This window comes from Marinobacter sp. LM1, assembly GCF_042763285.1.
GTDB classification, from domain to species: Bacteria; Pseudomonadota; Gammaproteobacteria; order Pseudomonadales; family Oleiphilaceae; genus Marinobacter; species Marinobacter nauticus.
On record NZ_CP114373.1, the window covers coordinates 4081959 to 4094293 of the forward strand.

Annotated in this window: 11 protein-coding genes; 5 read left to right on the forward strand and 6 right to left on the reverse strand. The window is 59.8% G+C overall.

The genetic code is table 11. The features are described 5' to 3' along the window. Positions 1 to 243 precede the first annotated feature (243 nt). Positions 244 to 1698, forward strand: coding sequence for a hypothetical protein (locus tag OZ656_RS19075; RefSeq protein ID WP_183577623.1), 1455 nt, complete (start codon positions 244 to 246; stop codon positions 1696 to 1698). Positions 1699 to 1716: 18 nt separating this feature from the next. Here OZ656_RS19075 and OZ656_RS19080 read toward each other — a convergent pair whose 3' ends face one another. Further along, positions 1717 to 3168 carry a rhomboid family intramembrane serine protease gene (locus OZ656_RS19080; RefSeq protein ID WP_183577626.1) on the reverse strand — a complete coding sequence of 484 codons (1452 nt, stop codon included), beginning with the start codon at positions 3166 to 3168 and terminating at the stop codon, positions 1717 to 1719. A 225-nt stretch (positions 3169 to 3393) separates the two neighbouring features. Here OZ656_RS19080 and OZ656_RS19085 point away from each other — a divergent pair, with 225 nt between their 5' ends. Further along, positions 3394 to 3834 (forward strand): OmpA family protein, encoded by a 441-nt coding sequence (locus OZ656_RS19085; protein WP_011787086.1) that lies wholly within the window; start codon positions 3394 to 3396, stop codon positions 3832 to 3834. A gap of 57 nt (positions 3835 to 3891) precedes the next feature. Here OZ656_RS19085 and OZ656_RS19090 read toward each other — a convergent pair whose 3' ends face one another. From OZ656_RS19090 to OZ656_RS19110, 5 genes are all read right to left on the reverse strand, one after another. After that, positions 3892 to 4293 (reverse strand): MAPEG family protein, encoded by a 402-nt coding sequence (locus tag OZ656_RS19090; RefSeq protein WP_011787087.1) that lies wholly within the window; start codon positions 4291 to 4293, stop codon positions 3892 to 3894. A 1-nt stretch (position 4294) separates the two neighbouring features. Beyond that, positions 4295 to 4537, reverse strand: a complete 243-nt coding sequence (locus OZ656_RS19095; RefSeq protein ID WP_011787088.1) for a GlsB/YeaQ/YmgE family stress response membrane protein — start codon at positions 4535 to 4537, stop codon at positions 4295 to 4297. Positions 4538 to 4608: 71 nt separating this feature from the next. Further along, positions 4609 to 5328, reverse strand: a complete 720-nt coding sequence (locus OZ656_RS19100) for a lysophospholipid acyltransferase family protein (RefSeq protein ID WP_379944799.1) — start codon at positions 5326 to 5328, stop codon at positions 4609 to 4611. A gap of 49 nt (positions 5329 to 5377) precedes the next feature. After that, entirely contained in the window at positions 5378 to 5965 is a 588-nt protein-coding gene (locus tag OZ656_RS19105) for a class GN sortase (RefSeq protein WP_011787090.1), read from the reverse strand. Beyond that, positions 5962 to 8100, reverse strand: coding sequence for a marine proteobacterial sortase target protein (locus tag OZ656_RS19110; RefSeq protein WP_379944800.1), 2139 nt, complete (start codon positions 8098 to 8100; stop codon positions 5962 to 5964). The genes OZ656_RS19105 and OZ656_RS19110 overlap by 4 nt, the downstream gene beginning before the upstream one ends. Before the next feature lie 189 nt (positions 8101 to 8289). On the opposite strand from OZ656_RS19110, the gene pdsR reads away from it, so the two are divergent. Genes pdsR through OZ656_RS19125 form a run of 3 tightly spaced genes read left to right on the forward strand, consistent with a single transcriptional unit; the run spans position 8290 to position 12335 of the window. Then, positions 8290 to 8991 carry a proteobacterial dedicated sortase system response regulator gene (gene pdsR / locus OZ656_RS19115; protein WP_121207879.1) on the forward strand — a complete coding sequence of 234 codons (702 nt, stop codon included), beginning with the start codon at positions 8290 to 8292 and terminating at the stop codon, positions 8989 to 8991. Positions 8992 to 8994: 3 nt separating this feature from the next. Continuing rightward, positions 8995 to 11031: a proteobacterial dedicated sortase system histidine kinase gene (gene pdsS / locus OZ656_RS19120; RefSeq protein WP_379944801.1), complete on the forward strand. Its 2037-nt coding sequence runs from the start codon at positions 8995 to 8997 to the stop codon at positions 11029 to 11031. After that, positions 11028 to 12335 carry a DUF3422 family protein gene (locus tag OZ656_RS19125; RefSeq protein WP_022993258.1) on the forward strand — a complete coding sequence of 436 codons (1308 nt, stop codon included), beginning with the start codon at positions 11028 to 11030 and terminating at the stop codon, positions 12333 to 12335. The genes pdsS and OZ656_RS19125 overlap by 4 nt, the downstream gene beginning before the upstream one ends.

Sequence of the window (12335 nt, forward strand, 5' to 3'; positions counted from 1 at the left end):
GGCAGACAAAATACTAACGGCCAATCAGGTTGGCGATTGATAGGGCTATTCCGAACATCACGGACTTTTGTTACATACGCCTGTCGCCCTCGTCAGATCACTGGCTTTTGCTGCCCTCAGTAGTTTTACATACGCCCCCGAGGCACACTTCCCATCCACCAACTTTGAACCCGAAAGGTGCGGCTCGGGACGAGTTCTGTCATGATTGGCGGCTGATTTCTGACGGATCAGGAACTGTCTCACGTGAAGCACGATTGTCATTACCATCCGGGCGACCCTGCCAAGTGGCATTGTGGCGAATGCCAGATGCACTACTGCAGCCGTTGTATGCCGGATGCCGATACCCGCCAGCGTCGGGGGCTTTGTCCCCGCTGCAGTAAAGCCATGCGTTATCTGGGCGCAGCCACCGAAGTGGTGCCCTTCTGGCAGCGGGTCGGGGCCTTTTTCCGTTACCCCTTCCACACCGATCCGCTGATTGTCATCGCCATCTGCACGTTGGTTCCTGTAGTGGCGCCAGCCAATATTATTGGCCTGATCATCTGGCTGGTGCTGGCGCTGGCGCTGTTCAAGTACACCTATGCGGTGATCAATCACACCGCTGAAGGCCATCTGAAACCGCCAGCAGTGTCGGTGGCGTTTACCGGCAGCGGTTTTGACATTGTGGTGCTGCAACTGCTGGTGTTTGTGCTTATGGGCGGCCTGGTAGGCGCCGCCGCCATGCTGGGCGGGCCGATACTGATGATGCTTGCGGTGGCGTTTGTAGTGCTGGCACTGCCGGCCAGCATCATGGTACTGGCCATGGAGCGCTCGGTCGGCGCAGCTGTAAACCCCATGAACCTGGCGGTGCTGATCTCGCGCATCGGCACGCCCTACTTCCTGCTTTACGGGTACCTGATTCTGCTCACCCTGGCCTCCGGCGCGGCGCAGGACTTTGCCGTGAATCATTTCCCCATGTGGGTGGCCCAACCGCTGGCCGGTTTCCTGAACAGTACCTTTACCCTGATCCTGTTTCACATGCTGGGTTATCTGCTATTCCAGTATCAGGAAGAACTCGGCTTTGCCTCAGACCTTCAGGACGAGATCTCGGAAACCGACCAACACCAGCGGGATCGCAGCAGCCGGTTTGATGCCGATCTGGATATGAACCTGAAGGATGGCAACTACGACCGTGTGCAGAGCATGCTCAAGGAAGCCCTCAAACGGGACCGGACCAACCCTGCCCGCATCGGCCAGCTTTACCAGCTGCTGACCGCCCGCAATGATGCCGAAGAGCTGTACCGCTACCACCCCAGGATTATGGCCTGGCTGGCCCAACGGCATGATGGAGACGGGCTGAATCAACTGTTACAGACGCTGCAGATGGTGGAGCCGAAGTTCCAACTGGACGACCCGGAACTGGCGGTGCAGTGTGCCGGCACCCTGTACCATCGGGGCCACCACAAAGCGGCCATCCGTTTACTGCAGGATTTCCACAAACGCTTCCCGGACAGCGAGCAGCTGGCACCCGCCTATCTGATTGTGGCCCAGGCCCTGGCCAATGGCCTGCAGCAATGGGAAAAAGCCAGTGCTTTCCTGTCGTTCATCAAGAAGCGCTGCGTGAACCATCCGGCCCACGAGCATATTGATGTCTGGCTGGAACAGGCGGCGAACCAACAACCGTTGAAAGGGCCAAAAGCGAGCTTTCAGGTTTCAGACTGAGGGCGTGCCTGCCACGCCTCAGCCGTGAACCTGCAACAGCTGCCGGTAATGGCGCGCTTTCGGCTCCATCTGCAGTTTCTCGAACTCCGCCACCAGTAGCCGGCAGGCTTCATTCACCATGTCCGGTTCGGCCTTGGCTCGCATGCGTTCAAACGCCTTCTCTGCGGCTTTGAAATCATGGCGTTTCAGGCTGGCGAACAGCACACGATTGTGCGCCTCCGGTGCCAACGGATGATAGGCCTCGCCCTTGCTCAGATACTCCTGCCAGACATCCACCATCTGTTCCGGCTGCCGCCGGGCGATGGCATCGGCCATCATTTCTTCGGCACGCATCCGGTAGCTGTCCAGGTCCGGCCTTAATTTAGCCAGTTGATACAGGTGCTCGAGCAGCACGGGCCGTTCCGGATAACGCTCCCGCAACGCCTCGAACTGGCGCCGGGCCAGATCGAACTCCATGCGGCCAAGGCTGGCCATGGCCTGGCCATAGGCCTTGGTGAACTGTTCGTCCTGTTCTTCCTGCTCCGGTTCGAAGAACTCTTCTTTCACCTGCAGCCAGCTCTGGCCCAGCAGCCAAACCAACCCTGCACCGGCCGCCAGGCCACCGGCATGGGCCATATAGGCAATACCGGTGGCACCGGCAAACCAGTAGTCATAGATTTCCTTGCCCAGCCAGACCGGCAGCATGGCGATGGCCGGTGCCCGGAAATAGTTGAAGTAAACGCCCAGGAAGTAGAAGAAGCGAATGCGCTGCAGCCCGTAAATAGCCACATACATGCCCATCAACCCGGAAATGGAGCCGGACGCGCCCACCAGAGGTACCTGACTACCCATGGAAAAGGCGGTGAATACCAGGCCGGACAAAGCACCGCACACCAGATAAGCCACCAGAAATCGCCCCGGACCCAGCGCTTTTTCCACGGTAAAACCCAGCAGGAACAGGAACAGCAGGTTACCAATAATGTGGCCCCAGCCGCCATGCAGGAACTGGTAGGTAATGAGCGTGTACAGCGAGAGCTCTGCCGGCACCAGTCCCAACTGATAGGCACTCATCCGGCTGATCCACTGTTGCTCAATCGCCGAGCGCTGCTCCAGCCAAAGGTTGCGCTGGGCCGGGGCCCAGATCAGGTCCCGGTTCTGCTGCAGATACTGGTAAAACTCACGATCCAGCAGCAGCGTCACCGCCTGCCAGAGTTCCTCCTCATTTTCCTGAAGCTGCTGGAATTCCTGCAACTCCAGAACCCGCTGCTGGCTGCCTTCGAACTGGATTTCCCGCTGCAGGTAATCCTCGTAAGCGGGGGCCTCCAGGGCCAGCAGATCGCTCTCCAGATAGTCTTCCAGTGCGGCTTCGAACTTGCGGTCGTCTCCGCCCTGGTAGAACAGAAAGACCAGCAGGCAGGCCATGATCAGGCCCAGGGTTACCCAGGGTGGGCGTTTCCAGTTTACGGCATTCTCGGCAGGAATAATCAGCATGGGCGGTCACAATTCATCATAATCTGTCCCTGAAAAGCTGCTTTTTACCACAGCGGGGCCTTCTTTTCCCGGTGTAATCACACAGTCACACAAATGCCATTCAATCGGTAGCTATAGAACCCGGGCGGCTATCGACCATTCGCCAATTGCCGTTATGGCCTCTGACATCAATAGTGAAGGGGACATAACAAAAAACGCCGGGCACTCGACTCGAGGAAGCAGCAAATGACCGTACTTGTTCTGGACAACCCCGATATGCTGGCCAAGGCCGCCCTGGCCTTCGCGGGCACTAACGGGCAACTGGCGGCTGACGCCGACCGTCCCCACCGTACCCGATTCCACTACGGTTTCAACAAACACACTCTGGATGCCCCGGATATCGATATGCTCAAGCGGCACGCGGCCTATATCAAAGGGCACCCCGGCATGCAGGTTCGCATCCACGGCCACGCCGACAACTTTGGCTCTGCCGAATACAACCGGTTTCTGGCCCGGCTCAGGGCCAACGCCGTGGCCCGGCTACTAATTCAGGAAGGCGTGTCGCAATCGTCCATCCTGCTTGCCACCTGGGGCTCGGATCGCCCGCTGACCCGGCCGGAGGACCACGCCGCCAACCGGCGTGTGGAACTGGAATACCTGAGCCTGGACGTCGCCCGGGCGCTGTAATCGACAGAAACACAAACGGGGCCCCAAGGCCCCGTTCTTCAATGGCTGGACACCGTTTCAGCCATAAACCTGCCAGACGTTCCAGAACAGCAACAGTGCCGCAACCAGAATCGCCAGCCAGGTTAGCAGGATACCAATCATGCGTGCCCAATGTGGCCCGCCCTTGCCGTTGATCATTCCCCAGGCATGCAGAATGCGGCCCACCACCAGCGCCATCCCGGTCCAGTAGATCAGCGAACCGGAAACGCCATTGAGCTCGGCAATGGCGAGCATGATCAAACCCAGCGGTGCGTATTCCACAAGATTGGCGTGGGCCCGGACGGCAGCTTCGAACTCCGGATCCTCATTGACGCCCAGGCCCTTGCGGTATTTCAGCCGGTACTTGACCACCTGAGCCGACAACACCAGCAACAGCAGGCCGGTGACGGCCGCAAAAACAGCAGTGACAGGTACGATCATGTCAGCCCTTCTTGATCTTGTTGACGATGGCCAGCAGCAGCACGGCCCCGACTGTTGCGGTGACCAGGCGACCAATGGCACCGTGGGCCGACAGCTGCAACAGGCCAAACAGGAAGCCGCCAATAAACGAGCCGACAATCCCGATACCAATGTTGGCCAACACGCCAAAGCCCTTGCCCTTCATGATCAGCCCGGCCAGCCAGCCGGCCAGACCGCCAATGATCAGAAACCAGATCAGGTTCATTATGTCACTCCCCAGATGTCCAGAATCAGCGTCAGTTTCGTCCGAAAGACTGCCCTGTTTTCACTGGCTGTTCAAGCAGTTCCGTGGGTAAGTGCGAGGTCAGCAATGGCCTCTTCCATCTGTTGGCGACAACGGTGCATCAATTCGGGAATGTCCTCGCTGGTCATGCCCTGTGTTTCGACTGGCGGGAGAATCCGCAAAGGCACAGGCTCCCGTCGTCCGGTCCAGCCTCTGGATTTGCCATGGTATTCGCCCGCACACACCATGGTGATGGGTGCGCCAGCGGCAACGGCCATGTGAAATGCCCCTTTCTTGAAGCTACCCAGGCCACGGCCACGGCTGCGGGTTCCCTCCGGAAACACCCAGATGCTCTTGCGTTCCAGGTTAATGGCGTCGCTGGTGGCCTGCATGGTGGCCACAGCTTTGGCCGCACGGCCGCGATTCAGGATGATGTTGCCTCCCAGCCAGAATACCTGCCCGAAGAATGGCACCCAAACCAGTGAAGATTTACCAACCGCCACCCCACGTGGCGGTAACAAATCACCCATTACAAACAGATCATCGTTCTGCTGATGATTGGCGATAATCACGGTCGGCCGATCCTTGGGCATGTTTTCAGCGCCGTAGAGGGGGCGCTTCATTCCCAGAATACATCGGCCGATTCTGGCCACAACCCAGCCCAGGATGCGGTTGTTGTCAGGATTGAAAGGCCGAAAGAGGTAGAGCAACATCATAACCAGGCATACGACAGGAACGCTGAGCCAGGCCAGGATTTTTCGAACTTGTGACATTCTGTTTGATCCGATTCACTGCATTTTGGCGCACAAGTGTACGCCAACATCACAGAGCGGCGACAGTATCAATTTGTTCCATACCGTAAGCCGGCTTTGCCTCCACCACATAACGCAACGGGCCGGAAGCGTCCAGGCTGTCAAACGGGTAACAGGTGATCAATACCAGGGTATCCCGGGCCAGAGACCGGGTATCCAGAGACTCACGGGAACTGTCCACCACCCGGGTGGCTGTCACCTGATAACGTCGCCACTGCCGATCCATGCCCTGCAGCCTGACCGCATCGCCCGGTTCCAGATGCTGTAGATGCCGAAAGTGGGTATCACGGTGGCCCGCGAGCACCACCGGCGCACCGGGGCCTTCACTACCGGGCACCCGCCCCGGACCAAACGCGAGGCTTTCACCATGAACGCCCTCCAGCACGATCATGGACACGCCTTGTTCCGGTATATCCAGCTTCGCCACTGGCCAGGTATCGGCCCAGGGCCAGGGCCTTGCCTCGCTCTGTCGGGCCTGGCTCTCGGCCCAGGCCAGCTCCAGCATTTCCTGGGCCACCAGTGCCTTGAACGGAATCCACAAACCAAAGACCAGCAGGGTGGCGGAACAACCCACCAACAATAGCAACGCCCGGCTCATAGCGTCTGCCTCCGGCTGAGCATGACAATGGCCAGTGAGAACATCAGCCCCACCAGCCCCAGGGCGGTCAGCAACGGACCGAAGGTGGCCGTTTGCGGGTAACGCAGCATTCCTGGCTGGCTGCCGGCCGGCAGCAAGGTGGGCACGGCCTCCTGATTGAGGGATTCTGCCTGAGGCCGAGATACACGCTCCTCAATGGCGACGAAGCTGGTGAACGGCGACATCACACCGTGGCTCAGTGATAACTCGACGATAGCCGCCTCATCGGGCTCAGTGCCCGCCAGGCGCGCGCTGTCCATCACTGCATCGATGCGCCCCCGGGCCCACTGTCGGTCCAGGCCCTTGCCCGGCGCAGCACTGGCAAGATCCAGGCTGGTGCGCCACGACCGGCCACCGGGTAAACGGCCGGAGACCGTGAGTTCCCCTTCAGCCGGTGCGCCACGAACCACCTGCACCATAGGCTGACCATGGAACAGATCCCCCGGTTTGGCCGGGACCGGTTGTGCAACAGTACCGGGCCATTGCACCTCGACATCCGTCATCACCGGCGCTTCCATGGCGGCAAACAGCTTACCCAGGGCTTTATCCACTTCCGCTGCGCTGTGTACCGCGGTGTACTGACCCCGGCCCCAGCGCGCAGCTTCCCGGAGAAAATGCATATTTGGAGCAGTACCAATGGCGACGGTAAACAGCCGGCGGTTTCCAAGCCCGGTGCGGATCTGATCGAACAGGGCCGATTCATTGCCGACAGCCCCGTCCGTCATGAACACCATCTGCTGCACATGGCCGGACGACTCCGAGCTGTCCATACCCATCGCCAGTGACAGCGCACCGGCCATTTCTGTGCCACCGTCGGCATTCAGATCCTGCACATAATCCCGCGCCCGAGCCAGATAGTGGCCATTGGCAGGCACAGGTTGCGTATAAAGGGCATGGGCCTGGCTGTTGAACTGGATAACATTGAAACGGTCACCCGGGCGCAGAGTGTCGAGCCCCCTCAACAAAGCCGAGCGAGCCTGACGGATAGACTCCCCGGCCATGGAGCCGGAGGTGTCGATAACGAACAGCAGCTCTCGGCGAAGAACCTGGCCGGTGGTTGCAGGCGGCATGACCATGGCCATCAGAAAATCCTCGCCTTGCCATTGCTGACGGAACAACGCGGCCGTCGGAGCCTGGTTGTCAGCGGGCCGCCAGCGCACAATTACATCCCGGTCCATCAGGATTTTCCCTTGTTCCGGCGCTACTGTTGCACGACTACCCTCCAGCTCGACCTGCAGTGGGTGGCTGGGGCTGGTCACCTCATCAACAGGCAATCCGGCTTCGATATCCAACTGAATGGTTGCGCGGTGACTGCCGGGGTTTACGTCATCCGGAAGCACCGTGAACGGACTGATTTCATCGGCATCGGCTACTTGCGTTGTGGGTAATGACCAGCCGGATTGCCATGCACTGGCGGGCGTGGCAACAGGGGCGCCCGGCATGTATCGGGGTGTAAGCGTGGTAGGCAAACGCAACTCGAATTCGCCATGACGATAGTTTACCGGCTGCTGATATTGCACTTCCACGGTCACTTCCTCGCCCGGTGCGATGTTGGCAATCCGGCTGGTGAACAGGTTAGGCCGGTTCTGCTCCACGGTCGCCGCTTTCTGGCCAGCCTGCTTTGCCTTTTCATAGTTCTGGCGAGCCTGGGCCCGAGGTTGTAGCTGGCCCACAATCCGCCGCTCGCCAACGGTCATGGTGAGGCCATAGACACTGGCCTGCTCCGGTAACGGAAATACAAACAGGCCTTCCTGCCAGACATCGCTGGTGTTGCGAAAGGTACGGGTCAGGTGCGTCTGCGCCAGCAACCCGGTCACCTGCACGTCAAACCGGCTGTCCAGTACCAGGGCCGGTTCCTGCCATGCACTTTTGCGATCAACCAGATACAGCTGCCCGGGCTGCTCGGATTCCATGGCGCGGGCCTCGGCATACAACGGATGCACAAACAACATCAACACCATGGCCAGCCAGAGGCCGATGCCCTCGGCGCAGCGGATCATGTTTCGTCTGGCCCGGGTCGACAGCAACGGTTTTAAGGAGGGACGGTGACATTCCGGCCGAACGACCGGGTGAGCAAGCAGCGATAGCAGCATCATTGGATTTTCCTTGTCTTGATAGTGATGCCACTATTTCAGCTCTGCCACGGGGCAACCCGATGGCAGAAACAGGCAGGCCGACGATGAAAAATGATGAATTATGGCAATGGCTTCTACATCGCTTGTGTGCCATGGTCAGCGTGATTTAATGGCACTGCGATTTCGTCAACAAGGCAGACTGAACCGACCATGAAGAAGCACATCGTCCTGATTGAGGATGAAGCCGGCATCCGCGACAACTATCGCGCGGCCTTCGAACGCCGGGGTTACCGGGTATCCACCTATGGCGACCGGCCAGCGGCCTGGCAGGTGCTGCGCCAGAGCCTGCCAGATCTGGCAATTATCGATGTCGGGCTGGGCGAAGAAGCCGAGGGGGGCTTTACCTTGTGCCAGGATCTGCGCAGCCTGTCTGCCACCCTGCCGATTATTTTCCTGACCGCACGCGACAGCGACATCGACTCTGTGCACGGCCTGAGGCTGGGCGCCGACGATTACGTCACCAAAGACATGAGTCTGGAACACCTGCTGGCGCGCATCACCGCCCTGCTTCGGCGCGCGGAAGCCTGGGCCGAAGCTCTGCAGAAACCCGATGACATCCTCACGCGGGGCAAGCTGACCCTGAATGTGGACCGGATGACGGTAACCTGGCAGGGCCAGCCTGTGGACCTGACCGTGACTGAGTTCTGGATGTTGCATGCCCTGGTTCAGCACCCGGGCCATGTACGCAGCCGCGAGCAGCTGATGGAAGCCGCCAGCACCGTGCTCGATGACAATACCGTGACGTCCCACATCAAGCGTATCCGCCGCAAGTTCAGCCAGCTCGATGACCAGTTCGACGGCATTCAGACCGCCTATGGCATGGGCTACCGCTGGAATGCCCGTGAGGTCTGAGTCTTGAGCCTGAAACGGCAGTTGCTACTGGCCAGTTTGCTGATGCTGCTGGTTCCCTGGGCCGGGCTACGCTTTGTGCTGGAACTGGACAGCGCCCTGCGCCAACAGGCCCTGCAGCAGCTTCAGGCCCAGGGTGCCCGTCTGGCAGACGTGGCCGGCGACCGGCTGCTGGATACCCCGGTCGCCACCGCCCAGGGCGCCATCTACGCAGGCAGTACCGACCAGGCCATCACCATCGATGGCTACGGCCATGAGTGGCCCGGATTCGACGATGGTGACCAGCCTGCCCCCTGGCAAACCGCCGGCACAACATCCCCGTTACGCTGGCAGGCCAGTCACGATGACCAGTTCCTGTATTTGCTGATCCAGCGACTGGATCAGGGCCTGGCGCTCTATAATCCCGCCCGCCCAGACCAGGCCCATGAACGCTTCGAATTATGGCTTCAGGCCCCGGCCCGGGAACTGGGCGCCCACAACCAGGGGCAACGCTGGTTTATCCGTGCGGTGGCCCCTGGTGACGTACCGGTGTACCGGGCTGAGCCGGCACAAGCCAGAGATCACCGGCTACAGGCCAGTTGGCAGGACAAAGGCGCAAGCTGGGAACTGGAACTGAAGCTCCCCTTGCCATCACCAGGCAGCAGGCTTGGCTTTCAGGCCACCAGGGAAGGTCAGCCAAACAACAACACGGGCACAACACTGGCGCCACCACCGCTGCTGGTGCAACAGGACAACCGTCTGGAGCACCTGCTGAAGAGTCAGATCAGCCCCGGACAGCAGGCCACAGTACTGGAACCGGGGTCCTGGATACTGGCCCACAGTCGGGTCGCTGCGCCAGCCGCAGCCTCGGTGTTTGATGATTTGTCCCCCGGGCAGATTCTGGAACAGATCAGCCTCAACGCACTGAGTGGGCTGATTCGCCTGTATCAGCCGGAACCGATGCACTTGCCGAAGGAAAACAATCGGCTGGAGATGACGCGGTTGCCCGACAACGGTCTGGTTCGACACGACGATGGCTCGGTCTGGCTGGCCACGCGGCATGAGTTGTTCGGCGGCCGAATCCTGTTACTGGAGCAGTCCCTGGATCAGTTACTGACCCTGTCCGGTTCAACCCTGGGGAGCGTTCTGGCCCGGAGCCTGTTGATCATTCTGGCATTGATGCTGGTGCTTCTGGGTTATGCCAGCTGGCTCTCCTGGCGCATTACGCGGCTGCAGGCACTGGTTGAGGCCAGTGTCGATGACGATGGTCGCATTCTGGCCGCCATTCCCTCACCCCGAAGCCGGGACGAACTCGGGCAACTGCAGCAGCACTTTGCCCAGATGGTAGCCCGCCTGCAAAACTACAATCAGTATCTGGAGAGCTTTTCCAGACGCCTCTCCCACGAGCTGAAAACCCCGGTCGCGGTGGTGCGCTCTTCCCTTGAGAACCTGGCCCAGGGAGTCGCCGAGAAAGAACGGCAGCAATACCTTGAGCGTGCAGCTACCGCCACCGAACGCCTGCGACGTATCCTGCACAGCATGAGTGAAGCCGCCCGGCTGGAGCAGAGCTTTGAGGACACCGAAAAAGAGCCGTTCGATCTGGCCCGGGTGCTGGCCGAAGCCACCTCCGCGTACCAGCAGTTGGATACCGGGCATCGAATCGTTTATTCAGGCCCGGCTTCTGACTGTGTGATGAACGGCTCGCCGGAAATGCTGGTGCAGATGCTCGACAAGCTGGTGGACAACGCCAGGGACTTTACGCCAGAAGGCGGCGGCATTGATGTTTGCCTGCACATTCACGATGGCCATTACCTGATCGAGGTGTTTAACGAAGGCTCCCGACTGCCTGACCATGACGGCGTCGATATTTTCGGCGCGTTCGTCTCGCAACGCAGCGGTGCCCACGACGGGCATCTTGGCCAGGGCTTGCTGATCGTGCGACTGATTGCCGACTACCATGGTGGCCGGGTAGAGGCCAGAAACCAGCACCAGAGTGGCATTGACGGGGTCTGCTTCCGGGTTATCATCCCCGCTACCGAGGCCAAAGCAAGGACATTACCGTGAGTGCCGACACCAGCAGCCTGGATTTTCACCCGCTCCGGGCGGATCTGTACCAGGAACTTCATTCCCGACCGTTCCAGATTATTCCGCCCCATGCCCGGGTCACTCAGATTGCGGTGATCACCACACCGGAACAGCGAACCCGGCAGTTTGAACATCTCCAGAAACTGCACCGGCTGCTGGGTGAACCCTGGCCGGAGCAAGAGGTAAGCTGCTACGAACAGAGCTTCGGCAAGCTTCGGATCCGGCGTGAAGTGCATATGGAGTTTACCTCCTACACCTTCATCAATCTGGCCGATTCAGACGCGGATCCGTTTGCGGAAACCGGCTTGAGCCTGTTGCCGGACGGCTGGCTGGCGCAGCTGGAGGGTACCGTGGTGGGGGCCTTTCACGTTGAGGTGCGCGCCTCCTCAGAGGACGCACGCAGCGAGCTGGCCTTTATGCGCAAACATTTTGAAGGTATGCGCCTGGTGGGTAGCAGCCCGCAGGAAGGGGCAGCCCGGGTACTCGGCTCATTCCAGTTGCACAGCGACAATTTCGGGCGGTTCATGGTGCTGAACCACCATATGTCCAACAGCCAGCTTGGTCGCCTGGTTCAGCGTTTGATGGAAATCGAGACCTATCGACTGATGTCGTTGCTGGCCTTACCCGTGGCCCGGGAAATCACTCCTTCCCTGAACGACATGGATCAGCAGCTTGCCCGCATCACTCAGTCCCTGGCGGACAACGAGAGCCTGGATGAACAGCAGATTCTGGCCGAACTGACCAACATCGCAGCCCGAATCGAAGCCTACCGTGCCCATACCACCTTCCGGTTCTCGGCAACCCGGGCCTATCACCGGCTGGTACTGACCCGACTGGAGGAACTACGAGAAGACGAAGTCTCCGGCCATCTGACCATCACGGAATTCATGACCCGGCGCCTGACCCCGGCGGTAAAAACCTGCGAAGCCGTCAACGAACGCCTGGAAGATCTGTCACGCCGGGTCGACCGGGCCTCTGAAATGATGCGCACCCGGGTTGAGCTGGCCATCCAGAGCCAGAACCAGCAACTGCTCAGTTCCATGGACCGCCGTTCCCGCATTCAGCTGATGATGCAGCATACCGTGGAAGGCTTCTCTGTGGTGGCCATCTCCTATTACCTGATTGGCCTGTTGAAACTTGGGCTGGACGCCCTGAAGGGCACCGGGCTACCGATCAACGAGTCGCTGGTGACAGCCCTGGCCATACCGGTGGTGATGGTACTGGTGTTCATCGGCATCCGCATCATCCACCATCGTTTCATCCGCATGGCACGCCGGCAGTAG

Bases quoted from the DNA above. Each gene is read 5' to 3' on its own strand.
- OZ656_RS19095 (WP_011787088.1), bottom strand. From the start codon at position 4,537: ATGAACCTGATCTGGTTTCTGATCATTGGCGGTCTGGCCGGCTGGCTG.
- OZ656_RS19105 (WP_011787090.1), bottom strand. From the start codon at position 5,965: ATGAGCCGGGCGTTGCTATTGTTGGTGGGTTGTTCCGCCACCCTGCTG.
- OZ656_RS19080 (WP_183577626.1), bottom strand. From the start codon at position 3,168: ATGCTGATTATTCCTGCCGAGAATGCCGTAAACTGGAAACGCCCACCC.
- OZ656_RS19090 (WP_011787087.1), bottom strand. From the start codon at position 4,293: ATGATCGTACCTGTCACTGCTGTTTTTGCGGCCGTCACCGGCCTGCTG.
- OZ656_RS19110 (WP_379944800.1), bottom strand. From the start codon at position 8,100: ATGATGCTGCTATCGCTGCTTGCTCACCCGGTCGTTCGGCCGGAATGT.
- pdsR (WP_121207879.1), top strand. From the start codon at position 8,290: ATGAAGAAGCACATCGTCCTGATTGAGGATGAAGCCGGCATCCGCGAC.
- OZ656_RS19085 (WP_011787086.1), top strand. From the start codon at position 3,394: ATGACCGTACTTGTTCTGGACAACCCCGATATGCTGGCCAAGGCCGCC.
- OZ656_RS19100 (WP_379944799.1), bottom strand. From the start codon at position 5,328: ATGTCACAAGTTCGAAAAATCCTGGCCTGGCTCAGCGTTCCTGTCGTA.